Source organism: Shouchella phoenicis (assembly GCF_047238345.1).
GTDB lineage: Bacteria > Bacillota > Bacilli > Bacillales > Bacillaceae_D > Shouchella.
In genome coordinates this window covers 1,147,129-1,169,722 of the sequence record NZ_JBDFMQ010000001.1, presented here as the reverse complement: position 1 = coordinate 1,169,722, position 22,594 = coordinate 1,147,129, and the positions used below count along the sequence as shown (strand labels likewise).

Annotated in this window: 16 protein-coding genes; 2 read left to right on the top strand and 14 right to left on the bottom strand. The window is 40.3% G+C overall.

What is annotated here, in order from left to right:
- Window positions 1-13: 13 nt before the first annotated feature.
- The 8 genes from ABC361_RS06345 to treP form a co-directional block, all read right to left on the bottom strand.
- On the bottom strand, window positions 14-1,903 hold the full coding sequence (locus ABC361_RS06345; protein ID WP_413073219.1) for a PTS fructose transporter subunit IIABC: 1,890 nt from the start codon (window positions 1,901-1,903) through the stop codon (window positions 14-16).
- A gap of 12 nt (window positions 1,904-1,915) precedes the next feature.
- Window positions 1,916-2,827: a 1-phosphofructokinase gene (gene pfkB, locus ABC361_RS06340; RefSeq protein ID WP_413073218.1), complete on the bottom strand. Its 912-nt coding sequence runs from the start codon at window positions 2,825-2,827 to the stop codon at window positions 1,916-1,918.
- On the bottom strand, window positions 2,824-3,588 hold the full coding sequence (locus ABC361_RS06335) for a DeoR/GlpR family DNA-binding transcription regulator (protein WP_413073217.1): 765 nt from the start codon (window positions 3,586-3,588) through the stop codon (window positions 2,824-2,826). The genes pfkB and ABC361_RS06335 overlap by 4 nt, the downstream gene beginning before the upstream one ends.
- A 165-nt stretch (window positions 3,589-3,753) precedes the next feature.
- Complete coding sequence (locus tag ABC361_RS06330) at window positions 3,754-5,628, bottom strand: ABC-F family ATP-binding cassette domain-containing protein (RefSeq protein WP_413073216.1); 1,875 nt, start codon at window positions 5,626-5,628, stop codon at window positions 3,754-3,756.
- A gap of 56 nt (window positions 5,629-5,684) precedes the next feature.
- Entirely contained in the window at window positions 5,685-6,752 is a 1,068-nt protein-coding gene (locus ABC361_RS06325) for a nitric oxide synthase oxygenase (protein WP_413073215.1), read from the bottom strand.
- A gap of 57 nt (window positions 6,753-6,809) precedes the next feature.
- On the bottom strand, window positions 6,810-7,295 hold the full coding sequence (locus ABC361_RS06320) for a glutathione peroxidase (RefSeq protein WP_099305377.1): 486 nt from the start codon (window positions 7,293-7,295) through the stop codon (window positions 6,810-6,812).
- Between the two features lie 70 nt (window positions 7,296-7,365).
- A complete protein-coding gene (gene treR, locus ABC361_RS06315; RefSeq protein ID WP_413073214.1) occupies window positions 7,366-8,082 on the bottom strand; it encodes a trehalose operon repressor in 717 nt (238 codons plus the stop codon).
- A 242-nt stretch (window positions 8,083-8,324) separates the two neighbouring features.
- The gene (gene treP / locus ABC361_RS06310; RefSeq protein ID WP_413073213.1) at window positions 8,325-9,755 is read right to left on the bottom strand and encodes a PTS system trehalose-specific EIIBC component; all 1,431 of its coding nucleotides are present in this window, start codon (window positions 9,753-9,755) and stop codon (window positions 8,325-8,327) included.
- A 192-nt stretch (window positions 9,756-9,947) separates the two neighbouring features.
- Here treP and ABC361_RS06305 point away from each other — a divergent pair, with 192 nt between their 5' ends.
- Window positions 9,948-11,558, top strand: coding sequence for a gamma-glutamyltransferase family protein (locus ABC361_RS06305; protein ID WP_413073212.1), 1,611 nt, complete (start codon window positions 9,948-9,950; stop codon window positions 11,556-11,558).
- A gap of 44 nt (window positions 11,559-11,602) precedes the next feature.
- Here ABC361_RS06305 and ABC361_RS06300 read toward each other — a convergent pair whose 3' ends face one another.
- From ABC361_RS06300 to ABC361_RS06290, 3 genes are all read right to left on the bottom strand, one after another.
- Window positions 11,603-12,940 (bottom strand): oligosaccharide flippase family protein, encoded by a 1,338-nt coding sequence (locus ABC361_RS06300; protein WP_413073211.1) that lies wholly within the window; start codon window positions 12,938-12,940, stop codon window positions 11,603-11,605.
- A gap of 83 nt (window positions 12,941-13,023) precedes the next feature.
- Window positions 13,024-14,412, bottom strand: coding sequence for an alanine/glycine:cation symporter family protein (locus ABC361_RS06295; RefSeq protein WP_413073210.1), 1,389 nt, complete (start codon window positions 14,410-14,412; stop codon window positions 13,024-13,026).
- Between the two features lie 123 nt (window positions 14,413-14,535).
- The gene (locus ABC361_RS06290) at window positions 14,536-16,194 is read right to left on the bottom strand and encodes a glycerol-3-phosphate dehydrogenase/oxidase (protein WP_413073209.1); all 1,659 of its coding nucleotides are present in this window, start codon (window positions 16,192-16,194) and stop codon (window positions 14,536-14,538) included.
- 134 nt (window positions 16,195-16,328) lie between these two features.
- Between ABC361_RS06290 and ABC361_RS06285 the strand changes: the two genes are divergently transcribed.
- Window positions 16,329-17,072: an SDR family NAD(P)-dependent oxidoreductase gene (locus tag ABC361_RS06285; protein WP_413073208.1), complete on the top strand. Its 744-nt coding sequence runs from the start codon at window positions 16,329-16,331 to the stop codon at window positions 17,070-17,072.
- 72 nt (window positions 17,073-17,144) lie between these two features.
- Here ABC361_RS06285 and ABC361_RS06280 read toward each other — a convergent pair whose 3' ends face one another.
- From ABC361_RS06280 to ABC361_RS06270, 3 genes are all read right to left on the bottom strand, one after another.
- Complete coding sequence (locus ABC361_RS06280; protein WP_413073207.1) at window positions 17,145-18,374, bottom strand: ATP-binding protein; 1,230 nt, start codon at window positions 18,372-18,374, stop codon at window positions 17,145-17,147.
- 70 nt (window positions 18,375-18,444) lie between these two features.
- Window positions 18,445-20,325, bottom strand: coding sequence for an ABC transporter ATP-binding protein (locus tag ABC361_RS06275; protein WP_413073206.1), 1,881 nt, complete (start codon window positions 20,323-20,325; stop codon window positions 18,445-18,447).
- A 1-nt stretch (window position 20,326) separates the two neighbouring features.
- Window positions 20,327-22,045, bottom strand: coding sequence for an ABC transporter ATP-binding protein (locus ABC361_RS06270; RefSeq protein WP_413073205.1), 1,719 nt, complete (start codon window positions 22,043-22,045; stop codon window positions 20,327-20,329).
- Window positions 22,046-22,594: the final 549 nt, after the last annotated feature.

Genomic DNA, 22,594 nt, shown 5'->3' with positions numbered 1-22,594 from the left:
ACTTCATTTCATCTTATTTTTCAATTGGACGCTTCATGATTCCGTACAAGATTCCCGTTACGATCGCTCCTGTAAGGATGGCGACAGCATAAAGTCCCATGTAGGACAGGGTTGAATCATTGACAAGCAACATTGTAAAGATTCCACCGTGTGGAGCTGGTAACGAAATTTGGAATAAACCCGTTAACCCTCCAGCAATCGCTGCTCCAACAACACTTGCAGAGATGACGCGAATTGGATCGGCTGCCGCAAATGGAATTGCACCTTCTGTAATAAAGGATGCGCCGAGCACATAGTTTGTTCGACCAGATTCACGTTGTTGTTTGGTAAATTTATATTTCCAAAACGTCGTTGCGATCGCGATACCGAGTGGCGGAACCATTCCCGCCGCCATAACCGCTGCTTGTGGGCCCAAGTTTCCGGCGTCAAGCATCGCAATCCCAAATGTGTAAGCCGCTTTATTGATCGGACCACCCATATCAATTGCCATCATCGCTCCAAGCACAATTCCAAGAATGACCATATTACCTGTACCTAAATCGCCAAGCCAATTTTGTAAGCCTGTATTCACAGATGCTAGTGGCGCAATCAAGAAATACATAATCACACCGGTAAATAGGATATTTAAAACTGGTGTAAATAAAATTGTTTTAAGTCCATCTAACGACTGCGGCATACCTGAAAGGATTTTCTTCACGCCAAGTGCCATGTAACCAGCGAGAAAACCTGCTAACAAACCACCCAGAAACCCTGCATCACCGTTGTATGCCATATACCCGGCAATTAAACCAGGAGCAAAACCTGGACGATCTGCAATACTCATGGCAATAAACGCAGCTAGAACAGGAATGAATAGTGCGAATGCGTTATCGCCACCAATTGTACCTAAAATATTTGTTACAACGTTGTCTTCACCAAGCAAGCCTTCAATTTCAAATAAGAAACTAATGGCAAGCAGAATCCCCCCACCGATTACAAATGGCAGCATGTTTGAAACACCATTCATTAAGTGCTTGTAAATGCTTTTTCCAAATCCACCTGATGAGACAGACTCGTCATTGTCGTTCTTCGCACCACCTTGGGCAGAATAAACCGCTTCCTTTCCAGCTAATGAACGTTCAATTAATTGGGAAGGTTTTCTTACACCATCAGCCACAGGTGCGATGACGATTCGTTTACCATCAAATCGATCCATTTCCACTTTCGTATCAGCTGCCACAATGATCCCGTCAGCACGGTCAATATCTTCCTTCGTAAGGCGATTTTTTACGCCACCTGAACCATTGGTTTCCACTTTAATGGAGTAGCCTCGTTCTTGCGCTTCTTTCTTTAACGCATCTGCCGCCATATACGTATGAGCAATACCTGTAGGACATCCAGTAACGCCAATGATGTACGTATCTTCTTCTGCTGTAGGTTGAACATCCTCTTCTTCTTCGTCAGCTTCTTCTGCTTCTTTCGTATCAATAATTGAAATAACCTCATAAATTGATTGAGCAGCGAGAAGTTGGTCGCGAAAAGCTGTATCCATTAGAAAAGTTGAAAGCTTCGAGAGCGTTGCTAAATGTTCATTATTCGCCCCTTCAGATGCCGCAATCATAAAGAACAACTGACTCGGTTGACCATCTAACGCTTCATAATCAATACCTGAAATCGAACGTCCAAATGCTATTGCAGGAGTCTTGACAGCCGCTGTTTTTGCATGTGGAATGGCAATCCCTTCACCTAGTCCTGTTGTACTTTGTGCTTCTCTCGCAAGAATTGCTTCTTTATATTTTTCTTTATCGTCTAGTCGACCCGCTTCATCTAGCTTAGCCACAAGTTCATCAATGACTGTCGCTTTTGACGAAGCTTGTAGATCTAAAATAATGGTATCTTTTTTTAGTAAATCAGAGATCTTCATCTCAAGTCCCCCTTATATGGAATGCACGCTAATTTCTTTCGTTAAGCGCTCAACTTCAGCTAGCTCACCAAAACTTAGAGAAAATGCTGTAGCACTTCCAGATGCCATGCCGTATTGAAATGCATCTATTAATTCTGCTCCACTGTGATACGCGTGAAGGAATCCTGCAACTGTTGCGTCCCCTGCTCCTACTGAATTCAGCAAATTCCCCTTAGGCGCATTAGCGAAAAGTATGCTTTCCTTCGTAGCAAGCAGCGCTCCGTCACCAGCAAATGTAACGAGGACATGCTCTACCCCTTGTTCGACTAGCGCTTTTGCATGTGGAATCGCATCTTCTTTCGTTTCTATGACCGAGTTCGTAAGTTCTGCCAATTCATGTTGATTCGGTTTAATAAAGAATGGCTTTACAGGAATGATTTGCTCAAGTGCTTTTCCACTCGTATCTACAAACACCTTCACGCCTTGGTTATTTAATCGCTCGACCCACGTTGCGTAAAGGTTCGACGGTAAGGACGGCGGAATACTACCGGCTAACACAACTGTATCTTCAGCTGTTAACTGATTCAATTGCTCTTCTAAAGTACGAAGATCCACATCATTAATTTCAGGAGAACAGCCATTTATTTCGGATTCATCTTCTGCTTTCACTTTTACATTAATGCGAGTATCTCCATTAATTCTTACAAAGTTTGACTGAATGCCTTCCTCAGTGACCGTTGCATGAATATAATCGCCGGTAAAACCACCAATAAACCCTAGTGCTGTTGATTGCGTCCCGTATGCTTTTAATACTCTTGAGACGTTTATCCCTTTTCCACCAGCTGCTTTTCGATCATTTGTTGAACGATTTACATGACCAATTTCTAAAGTTGGTAACGAGACGTAATAGTCCATCGCCGGGTTTAAGGTCACTGTATAAATCATAATTTAACCACCTCTATTGCCGTACTTTTCACTAACTCTTGATAGAGTTGCTCTTTTTCTTCTTTTACATACGAACTCGTCAATATATGAACGTCTTCTATTGAAGCAAATGGAGAAAACGTTACATCCTCAAATTTCGTATGATCGGCCAATACAATCGCTTGCTGGGCATATTGAATGGCTTTTGTCTTAATATAGGCTTCTTCCGGATCAGGTGTCGTACAACCATCTTTGACAGTAATGCCGTTTGCTCCAAGAAACGCTTTATCAAATCGAAATCTAGCTATCGACTCAATTGCACCTCTGCCTACAAATGCATAGGTTCCTTTTTTCACATGGCCACCTAGTGAATGTGTGTCGATATCAGCTTCGACTAACGCTTGTATATTCATTACACCGTTTGTTACAACTTCAATGTTCTTTCCCTTTAAATGAGAAATCATTTCAAACGTTGTGCTTCCAGCATCTAAGAAAATACAATCACCCTCTTGAACGAGCTCCGCAGCTCGTTGCGCAATTTTCTTTTTCTCATGACTGTTTTTGGATGATTTTTGTGCCATCGTTGGTTCTTCTCGCATCGTTTGAAGAAGCGTAGCGCCTCCATGTATGCGCTTTAATTTCTTTCCTTGTTCAAGCTCTGTTAAATCTCTTCTAATTGTCGATTCTGAAGCCCTAGTTGCTTCAATTAAATCCTGAATTTTTACAACTTCATTTTGTTGAACAAGCTGAATAATGATCTCTTGTCTTTCAACGGTTAACATGTGCACACCTCTTTACTGTCGAGACTCTTTTATTATACAACCAAAATCAATCACAATCAATCATTTTCATTCAAAAATACATTTACAAGTTATTCCTCTTCACTTTTATGTAACAAAGAAAAAAGACGGGTTTCCCCGCCTTTTACCCGTGAATACTTAAAAGCTCTACTCACTTAATTGCTCGACCTTCTCTGCTAGCTCTGCCCAGCGTTCAAGCAACTGATCCAATTCTGCATCTACTGCTTCCTTTTCTTTCATCGTATCTGCAATTTTTCCATAATCGCTTCCTGCTTCTTGAATTCCCACTTCTAATGTAGCTTGTTTTTCTTCAAGGGACGCAATCTTGTCATCGATTTGATCCCATTCACGTTGTTCGTTATACGACAGCTTTTTTGGCGCTTTTTTCTTTTCAACAATCGGCGATTTGACCGTTTTTGGTGCTTTCTCAATTGTTTGCTCTCCCAAGTAATCTGTATAATCCCCTTGGTAACGCTTAATCGCACCGTTCTCAAAAATGAGCATCGTTTCAACTACTCGATCGAGAAAATAACGGTCGTGGGAAACAGTCACAACCGTTCCAGGAAACGTATCAATATAGTCTTCAAGCACGGCCAACGTCTCCACATCAAGATCATTCGTAGGCTCGTCTAAAAAAAGAACGTTTGGCTCTCCCATTAGGATGCGCAGCAAATAAAGACGACGTTTCTCCCCGCCAGATAGACGACGAATGTACGTCCATTGCTGTGAACGCGGGAACAGAAACCGTTCAAGCATTTGTTCAGCAGTAATTTGGTCTCCTTTGTTTGTATAAACCACTTCAGCGATTTGCTTTATATATTCAATAACAGTCAGCGCGCCATCTAGTTCAGCATCTTCTTGGGTGTAATAACCGATTTTAACCGTTTCCCCGACTGTACAAGTTCCTTCATCAGGCTCCAGTCTGTTGGCCATAATGTTTAGCAACGTCGTTTTCCCACTACCATTCGCGCCAATAATGCCTAACCGCTCTTGGTTCGTCAGTAAATAGGAGAGATTCGAAAAGAGCTCTTTTCCATTTAGCGATTTCCTTACATTCTCTAGCTCAATGACTTGCTTTCCAAGTCGTTTCGACCCAATTGCCACATCTAAATGCTCTTTTGCTTTGACACCTTGCTGATTGTTTAATGCTTCTACCCGCTGAATGCGCGCTTTTTGTTTCGTTGTACGTGCTTTTGCGCCTCTTTTTAACCAAGCCATTTCTCGTCTGAGTAAATTCTGACGTTTTGCTTCTGCTTGTTCAAGTTGCTCTTCACGTTCAGCACGCTTTTCTAAATAGGTTTCAAAATTCCCTTCATAGCGGTAAAGCTGACCGTTCGTTAATTCAAATATAGTCGTCGCGACTCGATTCAAGAAATAGCGATCATGGGTGATCACAATAAGTGCCCCTCGATATTGCTTTAAGTAACCCTCGAGCCATTCAACCGTTTCATGATCAAGATGGTTGGTCGGTTCGTCGAGTAAAAGCAAATCAACAGGCTGAATTAAAGATCGCGCAATTGCCACCCTCTTTTTTTGTCCCCCTGATAGTGTACGTAAATGAGCAGTAACGTCAAAAACGCCTAATTTACTAAGGATTGTTTTTGCCTGTGTACTAGCTTCCCAACCGTCCACCTTATCCATTTCTGCTTGCAGCTTTAACAATGTTGCTTGATACTGTTCATTCATAGGGTCTTGTTCGAGCTTAGCGAGCCCGCCCTCATAGCGAGCAACTGTTCGTAATAGCTCTGAATCACTTTTAAAAATATAGTCAAGAACGGTTTCATTTTCTGGTAAATCCGGTTGTTGCGCCAAATATTCAATCGTGAAATCATTGGCGTGATAAAGACTTCCTGCTTCTTTTCCTTCTATTCCTGCTATGGTTTTTAAAAGCGTTGATTTCCCTGTTCCGTTCACGCCCAATAGTCCGATCCGATTTCCTGTTTCAATTGAAAAATCAATCGATTGAAACAGTGCTTTTTCTCCAAACGTCTTACTTAGTCCTTCGACTCTTAATACACTCATGAACATCTTCCTTTTTCCGATAAAGATTCGTTATTTATGCAGTATAGCATAATGACTTATTTATAAGGACTGTCCTCATAAAAGAAGTTCGGTGTTTTCATTTCATCATGAAAGGATTGATGAAAGATCTTCGTTTGCGCTGGCGACATCGGGGGAATGAGCCACGTCCAGTCCCCTGTAACAGATCGATTTTGCTTTTCTTCATTTTTCATAAATTGTTGAAACTGCTTTGCCGCTGTATGGTGATCAACAATACTCACACCAGCTTGTTGAAAAGAATGAAGAACGGCACGATTTAGCTCTACTAATGCCTCGTCTCGCCACAATGATGATTCCTTTGATCGATTAATACCAAGCCGATCCGCCACTTGTTCCAATCGATTATAGCGAAAATCGTCCGCTAAATTTCTCGCGCCTATTTCTGTACCCATGTACCAACCATTAAACGGGGCTGCATAGAAGGAAAGCCCACCAATTTCTAAGCGCATATCTGCAATAATCGGTACCGCGTACCACCTTAGGTCTAGTTCTTTAAATGATTCAACGGTCGGATGCTCAAGCTCAACTTCTTTCACTAAATCATCAGGAATCGGGTAGAAAACCGGACTATTTTCGTCAATGGAAAAGACAAAAGGCAACAGATCAAAATCACCCTCAGCTCCCGCCCATCCCAAGGATTGACAATACCTTGTAAATTCAAGTGATGCAGGGTCGCCGATGATGCGTCCGTTTTTTTCATAACCAGCATATCGAATAAGCTGGTGGTTCCAAATACGCACACGTTCCCCCTCAGGAAAAACCGTAATCGTTGGAATGATTTTCCCTTCATTCGTTGCATAAGAGAGATGGTGGCATAGTGCCATAAATACATCATCTTCTGTTTTGGTTTCTCTTGCATCAATGACATGCATTCGCTCCCAAAACAATCGGCCGATACAGCGATTGCTATTTCGCCACGCTAGCTTTGCACCATAGGTCAACTCTTCTTTTGTTAACGTATACGTACCTGTATCATTGATTTCAGCGAGAATAGCGGTCATGCGTGTCTCCGCGTTTGGTTGTTCTGTTTCCTCATAAAATTGCATGATAAACGCACGCGCTTGTTGCGCAAGTTCGGTTTCCATAAGCGATTGTAATCCTCCTAAAAAAACTGCGTAGCCGATTGCTACACAGTTTTTTGGCTATTGCTTTTTTTCAATTTCTGCTTTTATATCGTCTTCAATTTGGCTAGGTTTCGTTTGCGGCGCATATCGTTTAACGACAGCTCCGTCACGATCAACAAGGAACTTTGTGAAATTCCATTTGATTTCATCCCCCATTGTTCCCTTTTTTTCACTTTTTAAATGCTTAAATAACGGATTGGCATCTTTTCCTTTTACATTCGTTTTCGCAAAAAGTGGAAACGTCACACCAAAATTAATTTTACAAACATCTTCCATCTCATCATCAGATGTCGGTTCTTGATTCATGAATTGATTACTCGGAAATCCTAGAACACGTAAGCCATTATCTTGATAGTTCTGATGAAGCTCTTCCAAACCATCAAATTGTGATGCAAAGCCACATTTAGTCGCTGTATTGACGATCAGAAGAACATCCCCTTCATAGTTTGATAATGAAAAATCTTCTCCCTTACTTGTTTTTACCGTGTAGTCGAATACAGACATAAATGCCTCTCCTCCATCAATCGTTTCCACCAAGTATATAGCTTCCTCTTTCACATGAAAACAAATATGCTCACGTTTTATACCTTCTTGCAAATTCCACAAACCGAAAGCGGTCAGGGCGGTGACGTGACTCTGTTATTTGTAGAAGCGTTGCATCTTCTAAATACGTCAAGCTGCGAACAACAACAATTTGACTTCCTTGGTCAACGTCTAGTAGCTGAAGCTCTTCATCTGTTGCAAGCTCTACAACAATTTCTTTTTTAGCAAAACTAATCGTTAAGCCCAGAGTCTTTTCAATGTAATCATAGATACTACCAGAACTAATGTCTGCTGTTAAGCCTGGTACAAGGTTTTTTGGAAACCAGTCTTTATCTAGGATAATTCGTTCTCCATCGATTAATCGTACCCGAGCTATCTCTAATACAATCGAATCGTCGGGGAGTTGAAATTGCTTCGCTTGCTTAGGAGTCGCACGACATTCTTTAAACGTTACCACTTCTGTTTCTGCCTTCATCCCCAGTTGTTGATTTAACTCTTGAAAGCTGGTTACACCTGAAACCGGAAAATCCAAGCGCTGCAAATCTAGTACAACGGATCCTTTTCCTTGTATCTTTTGAATGTACCCATGTTCTGATAGCTGTTTTAGTGCTTTTCGAATCGTTTCTCTTGATGCTTGAAAAAACTCTGTAAGCTCATGCTCCGATGGGAGTGTATCACCAGCTTGATACTTTCCATTTTGCATATCTTTTATAAGATGTTGATAGATCGATTGAAATTTACTTTTCAAACATATCGCCCTACTTTTTCTATATTCATTCTGTTTTTAATCCATTTTTGAGTGAGTCAATTTCATCATTCGAGTTCGATGCGAAAATGACTATTACTACTTATTATGACATGCATTCGAGTGATAACATTCACTTCATTAACAAATTATTCCTTCTAACAATACCACAAACGATTCATTTTTGACCATGCTTGGTCAAGATCATATGTTCAAAAAAGAGCTGCACAGGGCAGCTCTTTTCATTATTCATGTAGACTCTTTGGATTTCTAATCTTCCCATAAAGTAGGGTTGCCACAAATGGAAGTGCAATAACGATTGCCATTCCGATCGCAAAGGCAAGCCAGCCACCAGACTGAATAACGAAAATACCTGGTACTCCACCAACACCAACGCTGTGCGCAAGTACATTTTGCATAGAAATGAACATGCCTGCAAGACCAGAGCTAATAATCGCCGCAAAGAATGGGAAGCGGAAACGTAGATTAACACCGAATAGTGCTGGTTCTGTAATCCCTAACCACGCAGACAATCCTGATGTGCCTGCTAATCCTTTTAAGTTCTTGTTCTTTAAGACAAAATACATCGCAAATGCAGCAGAACCTTGTGCAATGTTTGATAATGCTAAAATCGGCCATAAGAATGTGCCGCCGCCTTCACTACCTGTTAACTGTAAGTCAACCGCTAGGAAGGTATGGTGCATCCCTGTAATCACGAGTGGTCCATAAATAATACCATACAAGAATCCTGCAATCGCTGGGATTGTATCAAACAACCAAATGAATCCATCTGCAATGCCATTACCGATTGCAAACGTGATTGGACCAACCGCAATAAACGTAATGAAACTCGTTACCAATAGAGCAATTGGGGCTACTGTTAACAAATGGAATGAATCGGAAATTCGCTTACGTAAAAATACTTCTATTTTGGCTAAAATAATTGATGCAACGAACACTGGTAGAACCTGTCCTTGATAACCGAGTTGCTGAATTTCTAAACCAAACAAGTTCCAAGTAGGAATTTGGCCAGCTTCACGAGCAGCTCCGTAATCCCAAGCACTTAATAACGCTGGATTAACAAGAATTAAGCCTAACACAATACCAAGCAGTGGGCTTCCACCAAATCGCTTTACTGCTGACCAACCAATTAACGCCGGTAAGAAGGTAAAGGCGGTACTTGCAATTACATTAATAATGTCAGCAAAATCAGCCCATTGCGGATGAACATCAATGATGGACGCACCATCATAAAAAATATCTGCTCCGGTTAAGATATTGTTTAAACCCATTAACAAACCAGCTGTCACAATCGCTGGTAAAATTGGAATAAACACGTCTGCTAAGACTTTAATCCCTCTTTGTAAGGGGTTTCCTTTTTTAGCAGCGTTTTCTTTCACATCATCTTTTGACTCTTCTTCACGGCCCGTTAACGCCATCATTTCTTTATAAACTTTATCGACAACACCGTTACCTAATATGATTTGAAACTGCCCGTTTGCAGAAAATGTTCCTTTTACTACATCAAGCGCTTCCAGTTTTTTCGTATCTACTTGACTTTCATCTTGTAAAACAAGTCGAAGTCTCGTTACGCAGTGTGTAGCTGAAGAAATGTTCTCTTCCCCACCAATGGCCTCTAAAATCTGTTCAGCAGATTTTTTGTAATTTACAGCCATCCTCGTTCCTCCTTTGCTAACGTTTTCAAAAACGTCGCTTTAGTGCATTTAAAATTTGTATATACAAATAATTGATTGCTTTGATCATACCTTGTATATACAAATTAGTCAACAAAAAAAGACATCTTTTTTATTTCTATCTATTTCCACATGTTTGACATGTTACACTAATAAAAAAAGGAGGTTGAAGAATTGAACTTTGATCCACACAATCACCCGTACCCTTCAAAACGAATGCCCGCTTATGCAAAGAATGGAATGGTGGCAACATCACAACCACTGGCGGCACAAGCAGGTAGAGACATTCTTAATCAAGGAGGCAACGCCGTTGATGCTGCGATTGCAACAGCAGCATGCTTAACGGTTGTAGAACCTTGTTCAAATGGAATTGGCGGCGATGCCTTTGCTATTGTTTGGCTCGATGGTGACATATATGGACTAAATGGTAGTGGTCCATCTCCAGCCTCAATGACTATTGATGCGGTAAAGCAACGTGGGTATGACACAATGCCTACAACTGGACTCATTCCTGTGACAGTGCCAGGAGCGCCTGCTTCATGGGCAAGCTTGTCTAAACGATTCGGAAAATTATCTTTATTGGATGTCCTTCAACCTGCTATTACACTTGCTGAGGAAGGTTTCGCGGTAACGCCTACTATTTCTAGACAATGGAAAACGAGCTATAAACGTTTTCAAGATACTCATACAGGAGACGAATTTTCAGCTTGGTTTGAGACATTTTCTTTGAATCAACGCGCACCGGAACCTGGTGAGATTTGGCGTTCTCCAAATCATGCACATACGTTACGGTTAATTGGCGAAACAAACGGAAAAGCATTTTATTCCGGAGAATTAGCACACCAAATTGACGCTTTTTTCAAAAAGCATCATGGTTTTTTACGTAAAGAAGATCTTGCTGCTTTCGAACCTGAATGGGTCAATCCGATTCACACGAACTATAAAGGCTATGACGTATGGGAAATTCCTCCAAACGGACAAGGCTTAATTGCTTTAATGGCGTTGAATATTCTCGAAAACGTGGAGATTAATGAAAAAGAACATGTAGAAACGTATCATAAGCAAATCGAAGCACTAAAACTTGCATTTGCTGATGGGCAAGCGTACATTACAGACGAAAATCATATGAGCGTTCCGACCCAGTCGCTTCTCGATAAATCTTATGCGGCAAAACGAGCGCAAGAAATTGGCGAAACGACACAATTACCAACTGTCGGAAAACCTACAGCAAGTGGTACCGTTTATCTTTGTACAGCTGACAGTGAAGGCAATATGGTATCGTTTATCCAGTCAAACTACATGGGCTTCGGCTCTGGTTTAGTCGTTCCGGGGACAGGCATCTCCCTACAAAATCGCGGCCATTCCTTTTCACTCGATCACAATCACGACAATGCACTTGCACCAAACAAACGCCCCTACCATACAATCATTCCTGGATTCCTCACGAAAGATCAACAAGCAGTTGGGCCGTTCGGCGTCATGGGTGGATTTATGCAGCCACAGGGGCATGTACAAGTAGTCATGAATACAGTCGACTTTCTTCTGCATCCACAAGCAGCACTAGATTCTCCACGCTGGCAGTGGATAGAAGGAAACAAAATATTATTGGAGCCATCCTTTCCCCGTCATATTGCAGAAGCGCTCGCACGCAAAGGTCATGAAGTGACGATTGCAAATGATGTCATGTCTTTCGGAAGAGGCCAAATTATTTGGAAAGACGATGAGAAAGGGAGTTATGTTGGCGGTACAGAATCAAGAACAGATAGTCATATCGCTACGTTATAACAAAAAACGTGCATCGGAGCATCTACTCCTGTGCACGTTTTTATTCACCTGAACAACCAACTCTCCCCTGGCCGCATCAACATATTCAATTTTAATTTTTTGCAAATTGTAATGTAGTGAAGAACCGTTAACAAAACCGCACTCATATTCATTCCGATAATAATGCCGTTCATTTGTAAACTTGGCATAGATCCAAGGGCGATCATTAAGCAAAAGGATACCACTGTTGCATAAAACGAATGCAAAAACGCATCTTTTACTAACCCAATTCCAATTAAATACGCTTGCAGTGGCGTTGCACAATAATGGAACAAAAAATACGGAATTAAGAGCTTCAAGTACTCTGCCGCTGGTGACGGTCCAAAAAATAAAGTAGTAATAGGTTCAGCAAAAAAGTAAAACATCAGTACAATCGGCAGCCCATAAGCAAACGTAACAAGGAGCGATAAACGCAAATAGTAGTGAAGCGTATCGTATTGTCGCTTTGCATAACTTTCTGAAACAATAGGGATTAACACAATCAGCAAAGCATGCGCCACAAAGGCCGGAAAAAAACCAATCGTAAATGCAATACCCGCTAGTTTACCATATTGCACAAGTGCAACACTTTCTAGTACACCTGCATTCGTAAGAGCCAAGGTGATTAAAAACGGTTTAACAGCAAATGTGATTGAATGAAAAATACGTAACCCGGTTGTAGGAATAGACACGGCTAATAATTTTTTCTGGATTTCTTTTTGGTTTACTTTTTTCTGCGGATGATCTTTTTTCGTTTGATAAATTTTACGAATAAACACCACTACTAAATAAAATAACACTAAGAGTTCGCTTAATTTCAGCGCTAATAAAGCCATAAAAATAGCAAGGTCACTTGTGAAAGAAAATAAGTAAAAAACAATTAATAAGCCACCTAGCTGTGCAGTTCGCTTCAAAATATTCGCCACGGCTATTTTAGACGTTTGTTGAGCCCCCATTAAATACCCTTTTGCAACAGAGGAAAAGGTGATAACAGGAACGAGCAAAAATAGCATCCACTGTACCCCAACGTGGTAATTGTTTAACACACTTAATTGAGGTAAAATCACAAGTGCCGCAACCATCACTGTTACCGCACAAACTGTAGCCAGTTTTAATGCTTGTAACAACACACCCCAATGATAGTTCGGTTCTTTTTCTGCAATTAGTTTTGAGATCGAGACAGGTAGTTCTACACTTGCGAGCACCACTACAAATAGCATCGTTGGTAAGATCGCCATGTATAAACCAAATGCTTCATCCCCTAGCTCTCTAGCCAAAACAATATTAATAATAAACTCCAAGCATTCTCCTATAAAGGCAGCTCCACTTAAAACTAGCACACCGCGGAAAAACGTACTCAACACTCATCTCTCCTTTTTCTCTCTTTATAAAGGTATGAGACAAGTTGCTAAATTAAAACAAAAAAAACAAGCGATTACGCTTGTTTTTAATCATCCCATGTATCAGCATTTTTTAAGCCAGGTATGTTCTTACTTTTAAAAACTGGATCTTTCCCGGCTTTCCGTTGTAAAACGTAGTCATTAATAACCGCGATGGCAATCTTTCCAATTAAGACAATCGCAATTAAGTTGACGATGGTGGTAAACGCCATAAAGACATCTGCCATATCCCATACAAGAGCCATACTTGCCATAGAACCGAATACAATCATCGCCATTACAGCAAGGCGGTACACTTGTAACCAAATGGTCCCTTCTTTAATAAAGGCAAGATTTGTTTCCCCATAGTAGTAATTCCCAATCATAGATGAGAACGAAAAGAAGAAAATTGCAATGGCGATAAACGGTACAGCCCAATCACCAACAAGAATGCCTAAAGATTGTTGAGTCAACGCTACTCCATTAATACCATCCGGAGCAAATGTATAAACATCTGTTAACAAAATAACAAACGCAGTCGCTGAACAAATAATAATCGTATCAAAAAATACACCTAAAGATTGAACCAACCCTTGTTTTGCCGGGTGTGAAACGTCAGCAGTTGCGGCAGCATTTGGCACACTACCCATACCGGCTTCGTTCGAGAACAATCCACGCTGAGCTCCAACAAGTAAGCCGACAAATATTCCAACTGTCGCTTCTTGGAATCCAAACGCATTTCCAACAATTAATGAAAATACCGCTGGAACAGCTTCAAAATTTGTGACCACAACAAATCCCACGACCCCAAGGTACAAGACTGCCATGATCGGCACGACAATACTAGAGAAAACCGAAATCGAGCGAATCCCTCCAAAGATAATGACCCCTACTGCAAGCGCAATCACAATACCTACTGTTAATGGATTAAGATTAAAAGCGGTATCAAACGCCGCTGTTATTGTATTGGCTTGTAAGGAATTGAAGATAAAGCCAAATGTAATTGCAATTAATAATGCAAAGACAATTCCAAGCCACCGCTGTCCCAATGCCCGATCAATGTAATAAGCAGGGCCACCACGAAATTGGCCATCTTTTCGCACTTTATACACTTGTGCGAGCATACTTTCAATGAATCCTGTTGCCATCCCGATAATAGCAATGACCCACATCCAAAAAATGGCTCCAGGACCACCAGTTGTAATCGCAATCGCAACACCTGAGATGTTCGCTGCGCCTACTCGAGACGCCGCACTGATACAAAACGCTTGAAATGCAGACACTTCGCCTTTTTTTGATTTCTTTTCTGTAATTGCTCGAAACATTTCAGGAAAAAGACGAAATTGAACAAACTTAGTCCGAAACGTAAAATAAATACCTACACTTATTAGTGCAGCTACAAGTATGTATGACGTAACCCCATTAATACTTGTAATCATATTGTGAAAAATTTCCATCTAATTCCTCCGTTAACCAACATAAAAAACCAAAACAATCTCATCATTATACCAAAATAAAGATTGATTGCAATAAAAAACGACTTGCTAGACAATTTGTCCAGCAAGTCGTCTTGTTCATCTTTAATTTAAATGTGCGAGTGTCAGGTAATGCAGCTGTTTTTCCAACTCAGTTTGATGATTGGCTTTCTCGTTTTCGCTCCACTCTAATAGCGATCCCATTGCATCAATGACTTGATCCTTGAAAGTCGTTACTGTTTGGACATCGAAAAGCAAATCTGACGTCCGTCTTAAGAAGAAATCAACAGGGGTTAATGCCATTTCGTGATGAATGCCATAAAGCAATGATGCCCAAACATCTTTTGGTAATTGATACGTTTCCGCACGAGGATCATCTAAATAAGCAAAAACTTGTGGCACGTTGGATCCATAACGCTCGACAAGTTTCCGAGCCATTTCTTCATTCAATCCAAGTTTCACACCTGCTTCAATATGAACCTTCTGGAAATGGGCTAAGCGATCAGAACCACCAACCTTCCCCCCACTTAAAACAAGGTGCTTCGTTTTTGACTGAGGGTATGTATCCATTCCCTCTGCTTCCAGGGTTTCACAAACGCGATCAACAATATCTGCTGCCATTTTTCGATAGCCTGTTAACTTCCCGCCAGCAATTGTAATTAATCCACTTTCAGAAAGAAAAATCTCATCTTTTCGCGAGATATCTGATGGATCCTTTCCCTCTTCGTGAATAAGTGGTCGCAAACCAGCCCAGCTTGATTCGATATCTTTTTTCGTAAGTTGAAAGTCTGGAAACCGTGCGTTGATCGCCCCAACAATATACTCAATATCTTCTTGTGTAACGCCGGGTTCGTTCATTGAGCCTTTGTAATTTGTATCTGTTGTTCCAACATATACTTTCTCTCCACGAGGAATCGCGAACATCATTCGTCCATCATCATAAGGGGTATCAAAATAGAGCGCTTGATTTAACGGAAGATGTCGTTTTGAGAAAACAAAGTGCACCCCTTTTGTTAAATGAATGGTTTTCCCTTTTTTGGAGCGATCTTGTTCTCTTAATGTATCTACCCATGGTCCTGTTGCATTGACAATATTTTTAGCATGAAGGACAACCGCATCCCCCGTCTGTAAATCTCTTGCAACAACGCCATTCACTTGGTTGTTTTCATATGTGAACGATTCAGCTTTTACATAATTCGCCAAGTGCGCACCATAGAGAGAAGCTGTCTTGGCAACTTCCATCGTTAAGCGAGCATCATCTGTTCGATATTCTACATACATGCCTGCACCTTTTAAGTCTTCAGGTGCTAAAATAGGCTCTCGTTTTATAGCTTGCTTTGAACGCATCATCGTCCGTCTTTCTTCTTTCTTTACACCAGCTAATTTATCATAAACCCGTAAGCCAATTGATGTTGTGAACGAATTAAATGTGCCCCCTTTATAAAAAGGCAACATCATTCTTAACGGTGTTGTTACGTGCGGAGCATTTTCATAGACAATTTCTCGTTCCTTACCAACTTCAGCCACAAGTTTAATTTCAAATTGCTTTAAATAGCGAAGACCACCGTGAATTAGTTTCGTTGAACGACTAGAGGTTCCTGCAGCAAAATCTTGCATGTCAATTAACCCAACCTTTAATCCTCTAGTAGCCGCATCAAGGGCTGTACCAACGCCAGTAATTCCACCGCCAATAATCAATAAGTCTAATTCGCTGTTCTGCATCTCTTGAATTGATGTTTTACGCGTTTTTGACGAAAAGGTCATTCAATCATTCCTCCATCGTATATACACATTCATATTCTCCATTGTATTATTCCACGTAATTCATCTTTCAAACACACATTCATTGCGGTCCAAATTCTTTCAAGGTACACTTTTCTACAAAAGGAGGCATTGTTATGAAAATTGCGATTGTCGTTGGCGTTTCGAAGGGATTAGGTTCTGCAGTTGTTGAGCAACTTCTCGAACAAGAGTATGAGGTATTTGGTTTATCAAGAAATGAACCAAAAACGTCGCTTCAACAGCACCCTTCCTTCACATACATTTATTATGATGCAGGTGCTACCCACGAACGAGGGGAAAGATTTCAGAATGTATTAAAGGAAATAAACGTTCAACCTCTATCTGACATTGTATTTATTTACAATGCTGCTATTCTTGATCCAGTTGGCAAAATAGGGACATTAAAAGATGCGAAGTTCAGCAATCATATGGAGGTTAACTTTGTTGCTCCATTAGAATTAAGTAATCAATTCTTAGGGTTTTCCCAAGATATTCAAGCATATAAAAGGATGGTATTTATTACCTCAGGAGCAGCCTCTAGCCCCGTGCCTGCATGGACGAGTTATTCAAGCTCCAAAGCAGCCCTTGATATGATGGTAAAGTCCATTGCAGCTGAACAACAAGATACAACGTCCCCTGTCTCTATTATAGGATTTAATCCAGGCATCATGGACACAGATATGCAGGCGACGATTAGAAGCTACGATGAAAATCAATTTCCTGCTGTCTCCCAGTTTAAACAGTATCATTCTTCTGGAAAGTTACGTTCAGCTCAGGTCGTTGCAACGGCTTTATTACAAATTGTTGAAGACACATCTTTACGCTCTGGAGACATTGTATCTGTAGAGAACTATGTTTAAACTGAATAAAAATAAAGCAGATCCTTTAAATAGGGTCTGCTTTATTATAATGGATATCGATGTAGCCCAACCTCATTTTGTCGGGAGGTAAATAACCACTTTTGTTCCCTTGCCTAATTTACTTTTAAACGTAACAATCCCATTCATCATCTCAACCATGCGAATGGATACCATCGTGCCAATTCCATTTCCATCCTCTTTTGTCGTAAAATAAGCCGTCCCAAGTTGCTTTAACTGTTGTCTAGTCATACCGACGCCGTCGTCAATAATTTCAATAACAGCTCGTCCTTTATGCTGCATTAAATAGACGACGACAGCACCATTTGAATTCGATGCTTCAATGGCATTTTTTATAAAATTTATTAAGGCCTGCTTCAATTTATTCTCATTCCCCATCACTTCTGCGTTTACTTCCGTACGTGCAGAGAGAGAGATGGAGCGTTCGTCAGCATACGGGGTTAACAACGCGACGACTTCAGATACTGTATTCTCTAGCTGAAAAGAAGCGTGTTGTTGTGGTTTAGTTGAATGCAAATAATCATGAATAATGGCTTCGGCTCGATCTAGTTCACTCAAAATAAGTTTGTGATATTCAGCATGTTGTTTATCTTCTGACAATAATTGCACAAAACCTTTTACAACGGTTAATGGATTTCGAACTTCATGAGCAATTGAAGCAGCTAATTCTCCTTTTGAATGATCTTTTTCTGTTGCAACTAATTCCGCAACAATGCGCTCTCTTTCCAATAGAGTCTCAAAGAAATGCCCAATTAAAACGACTGTTGCTACAAGGAAGGCAATATACTCAAAACCAACGATCCATAGGCCAAAATCTCCGCTGGAATAATTGTAAATAAACAGAATCGTAATAAACGTTTGCAACGAAGCAGGAAATAGCAAAAGCATGGCTGCATACTTTACTCTGGACCATTTTGGCGGTAACGTAAAAAAACGACTAACAAATACACCGAAAAACAAAGCTGTTAATAAGATAAGACCTACGCCTAATAACGCTAAGTCCCCCCCTTGTATAAGTCTCACAACAACTGCTACAGCAGTTACGCCCCATCCTGCTCGTTTGCCACCATATAAAAAAGCTAGTAAAACAGGTATATAACGTAAGTCCCATTGGACCCCATCAAATTCAACTGAAAACAGCATGCAAAAAATAACCGCAACGCTCATAAACAAAAACATTGTTAACGAGCGTTGAATCTTCCAACTTCCTTCAGCACGCAAGCTATAGATAAGCACGGGGATTACAATGGCAAATACATTGATAATGAGTTTTTCGATAACCATGTCACGAAGCATCCCCTTTATTCACTTTGCTTAATACATTTCGACACCCTTTGCATCATTCCTCTACAGTTTAAAGAATTGCATCCATATTTTTTGTGCGCTGAAGGTCGTAATAAAATCCTTGTTTCTTCATTAGCTTTTCATGAGAACCCATTTCTGTTAGTTCGCCGTCTTGTAAAACAAGTATATTATCTGCTGCTTCAATCGTATTTAAGCGGTGTGCAATCACAAAACTCGTTCTTCCTTTCATTAATCGCTTTAGCGCCTCTTGAATCTTCATTTCAGTAACCGTGTCAATACTTGATGTTGCTTCGTCTAGGATTAAAATTTTCGGATCAGCTAATAGAGCTCGTGCAATCGACAACAACTGTCTCTGTCCTTGACTGATCCCTCCGCCATCTTGGGTTAATTTCGTCTTATATCCTTGAGGTAATCGATCGATAAAGCCGTGAGCATTCGCTAACGATGCTGCTTCAAACACTTCTTCATCGGTGGCAGTCAGTCGTCCGTAACGAATATTTTCCATAATCGTCCCTTGAAACAGAAAGGAATCTTGCAACACAACGCCCATCTGATTTCTTAAGTCGGCTCGCTTTACTTTTCTTAAATCAACCCCGTCCACTTCAATTGAACCCTCATTCACATCATAAAATCGAGTGAGTAAATTAATAATCGTTGTTTTCCCTGCTCCGGTTGGTCCTACAAACGCAACGGTTTCACCTGGATTCACATTAAAGGAGACATTTTTTAAAATGGGGGACGCCTCATACGCAAAACTCACATGCTTAAATGAAACAGACCCGTTCAAATTTTTTAAGGAAACCGACGAATCCGGATCTTCCTCTGGGTCCTCATCCATAATATCAAAAACCCTCTCAGCCCCTGCCAAAGCAGAAAGAAGTGTATTAAACTGATTTGCTAAATCGTTTAACGGTCGCGTGAACTGCCGCGCATACTCCACGAAAATGACAATCATCCCCACCGTAATCCCTGCAACTTGGTTAACCGCCATGACACCACCAACAAATGCAATCACAGCAAAGCTTAAATTGTTCAATACATTCATGACTTTGGGAATGAAGCCAGAATAGGTTTGTGCCCAAAATCCTGCCCCTCTTAGAGCTTGATTCTTTTCAGTGAAGCCTTCAATGACAGCCCCTTCTCTTGAGAAAGTCTTTACCATTTGTTGACCAGCGATGGTTTCTTCGGAATAGCCATTTAGTTGACCAAGGGTTCGCTGTTGTTCTTTAAAGAAAATTTGCGTTCGTTTTGTAATCCACTTTAACCCATAAAACATAAGCGGGATAACCGTCATCGTAATGATTGTCAAAATAGGCGATAGCCATAGCATCGCTGCCAAAATCCCAACAAACGTCACGACACTTGAAAGAATCTGCACAATAGAAGAATTTAACGTTGCCGATATATTTTCAATATCATTTGTCACTCGACTCATAATGTCTCCATGCTGTCTTTTATCAAAAAAGCGAATGGGCAAACGCTGGATATGTTGAAATAAGTCTTCCCTCATTTCAAATACGGTTGCTTGAGCAACTCGGACCATAATGAAGTTTTGAAAAAATGTAGCAATCGACAACGCGATATAGGACGCAAGCAAGCCAATTAAAATGACACCTAAGCCATCAAAATTAACTGGAATGATATGGTTATCAATGGCGTAGCCAATTAAGAAAGGGCCTACTAGCGTGAGCAAGGAACTTAAAACAACGAGAATCATGACAAGATAAATGGACCCTTTACGTTTACTTAAGTAGGCAAGAATTCTTCTAGTAGCTTGTTTCCAATCTCTCGCTTTTTGAGCCTTCCCAGCTCGAGCAGCATGAGGGTGAACCGCTTTGCCAGGCTCACTTTGCTTTTGACTAGATGTGTAACCTCGCCAATCGATCCTCTTGTATTGAAAAGGCTCTTTTAAAATCGATTTTAACGACATGTTATCCCTCCTTTCCGTATTGAGAATGGTAAATTTTGCGGTAAAACGTAGATTTCTCCATTAAATGTTCATGGCTTCCGTAGCCTTCAATTTGTCCATACTCCAGCAGCAAAATTTTATCGGCTTGTCTCGCAGTTGATAATTTTTGTGTAATGATCAGTGTTGTACAGGAATACTGTTCAAGCGCTTTTAAAAACCGTTCTTCTGTTTTTGTATCAAGGGCGCTAGTGCTGTCATCTAAAAGCAAGATTTTCGGTTCTCGAAGTAAAGCTCTTGCAATGGAAATCCGCTGCTTCTGCCCTCCTGATAAATTAACACCTTGTTGACCAACTTTTGTGTCATAACCATCAGGAAGTTTTTCGATTGTTTCATGAATCTGCGCTGCTTTCGCTGCCAAATGAACATCTTCTATCGGAGCATCTGGAACACCCCAAGCAATATTCTCTCGTATTGTGCCGGAGAATAAACGAATGGATTGTGGGACATAACCAAGCTGCTTTCGTACCATCTGAATATTCCATTCTTTGATTGAGGTGTTGTCAATTTTAATTTCACCTTTATCTGCTTCATATAATTTAGGAATAAGCTGAAAAAGCGATGTTTTACCTGATCCCGTTTCTCCTAAAACGGCAACAGTTTCCCCAGGTTTAACATTGAACGAAATCTCTTTTAGCACGTCGGTTTTCTGACCTTCATACGAAAACGAAACAGATTCAAATGTCAATTCACCTTTAAGGGTAGGAGGTGCAGGCTGGTTCACACTTTCACTAAGCTCATCATCAGGTTCAAGTAGAACCTCTTCAATTCGCAATGCAGAAGCACGAGCGCGGGAAAACACCATAATAATCATCGCAAATACACCTAAAGCAGACGTAATTCTCGTTGCGTAATTAACAATTGCCACAACATCGCCCACCTGAGCAGTCTCGTTCTCAATTTGAAAACTACCAAACCATAAAACGAGTAAAATTGAGCTGTTCATTAATAGTAAGAGAACTGGCATGGTTAATTCCATTAAGCGAAACGCTTGCACCATACGATGCCTTAATGCATCGCTTTCAGCAAAAAAGCGTTCAATTTCGTGCCAACGTCTTACAAATACCCGAACTAAACGGATGCCGGTTAAGTTCTCACGGACAACATGATTTACGCGATCAACCTGATTTTGCACTAAGCTAAAAATATGTACACCTTTTTTTAAGATCCAAAGAAGAAATAGAATTAAAATTGGAATTGTAATAATGAGAAAAAAAGCAAGGCGCGCATTGATGATAAAAGCCATAATCGCACCACCGATCACAAGTAATGGTGCACGGGCCATAATGCGTAAACCCATAAAAATCGTGTTTTGTATTTGCGTAATATCATTCGTTAACCGTGTCATTAATGAAGATGTTGCAAATGGCTGGAGTTTATCCAAACTCGAACGCTGGATATTTTTAAACATGGCGTTTCGTAGATCAAAACCCGTACTTTGACCTGCATGACCTGCATAAAATGAATTTAAAATCCCCGCTATAAAAGCAAGTAATGATAAACCAATCATGATACTTCCCCAGACCACAACCGTTGTTAAATCTTCTTGAAGAATGCCGTCATCTATAATTCGAGCCAATAAAAGCGGTTGAATTAATTCAACGGTCAGCTCTAACAACATGAAAATAAATGCAATCCCTGCAGCCCACTTATAAGGCAACAAATATGAAAATACTGTCCTCAAATGAATCGACCCCTTCTACATCGTACACAACCCAAAAGATCTCTCTCTATCATAGCTTATTTTTAAAGTGCAAACACTAGAATGATTGTCATCATCCATAAACAATCTAACGATTTACTCGTAATCCAATAAAAAAATTCTAAGTTCGACTTAGAATTTTTGTAACGTATTCATAAAATTATAAATGTATTGTGGACCGTTTTCATCATATCTATTTAAATTTGTCCTGTAACAGCTAAAACAATCACACCAGCAACACAAACAAAAAAAGTAGCAGAAATTAATTTTACAAAGCGCGGGTTCACGTTCGATCCTCCTTTTCGAATGAACTGAAATTAAAGTTATTAACTATCGTTCGTTACTTGCCCTTTTAAAAGCTATTATGAAATGATCTTATTCCATAAAATATCCTTAATTGTCACTTATGAAAGTTATTCAACTATTAATAGTATACAACGTTCGCGCCTAATGTACTATGTAAAACATACAGAAAAATATATAAATCTAGTTAGAAGTACCTTAATAATGATGGGTTAATATGGTTTCTGC

What these genes read in the sequence shown, in the direction of transcription:
- ABC361_RS06345 (WP_413073219.1), bottom strand. Translation starts at nt 1,903, where the DNA reads ATGAAGATCTCTGATTTACTAAAAAAAGATACCATTATTTTAGATCTA.
- pfkB (WP_413073218.1), bottom strand. Translation starts at nt 2,827, where the DNA reads ATGATTTATACAGTGACCTTAAACCCGGCGATGGACTATTACGTCTCG.
- ABC361_RS06335 (WP_413073217.1), bottom strand. Translation starts at nt 3,588, where the DNA reads ATGTTAACCGTTGAAAGACAAGAGATCATTATTCAGCTTGTTCAACAA.
- ABC361_RS06330 (WP_413073216.1), bottom strand. Translation starts at nt 5,628, where the DNA reads ATGAGTGTATTAAGAGTCGAAGGACTAAGTAAGACGTTTGGAGAAAAA.
- ABC361_RS06325 (WP_413073215.1), bottom strand. Translation starts at nt 6,752, where the DNA reads ATGGAAACCGAACTTGCGCAACAAGCGCGTGCGTTTATCATGCAATTT.
- ABC361_RS06320 (WP_099305377.1), bottom strand. Translation starts at nt 7,295, where the DNA reads ATGTCTGTATTCGACTACACGGTAAAAACAAGTAAGGGAGAAGATTTT.
- treP (WP_413073213.1), bottom strand. Translation starts at nt 9,755, where the DNA reads ATGGCTGTAAATTACAAAAAATCTGCTGAACAGATTTTAGAGGCCATT.
- ABC361_RS06295 (WP_413073210.1), bottom strand. Translation starts at nt 14,412, where the DNA reads ATGGAAATTTTTCACAATATGATTACAAGTATTAATGGGGTTACGTCA.
- ABC361_RS06290 (WP_413073209.1), bottom strand. Translation starts at nt 16,194, where the DNA reads ATGACCTTTTCGTCAAAAACGCGTAAAACATCAATTCAAGAGATGCAG.
- ABC361_RS06285 (WP_413073208.1), top strand. Translation starts at nt 16,329, where the DNA reads ATGAAAATTGCGATTGTCGTTGGCGTTTCGAAGGGATTAGGTTCTGCA.
- ABC361_RS06280 (WP_413073207.1), bottom strand. Translation starts at nt 18,374, where the DNA reads ATGGTTATCGAAAAACTCATTATCAATGTATTTGCCATTGTAATCCCC.
- ABC361_RS06275 (WP_413073206.1), bottom strand. Translation starts at nt 20,325, where the DNA reads ATGTCGTTAAAATCGATTTTAAAAGAGCCTTTTCAATACAAGAGGATC.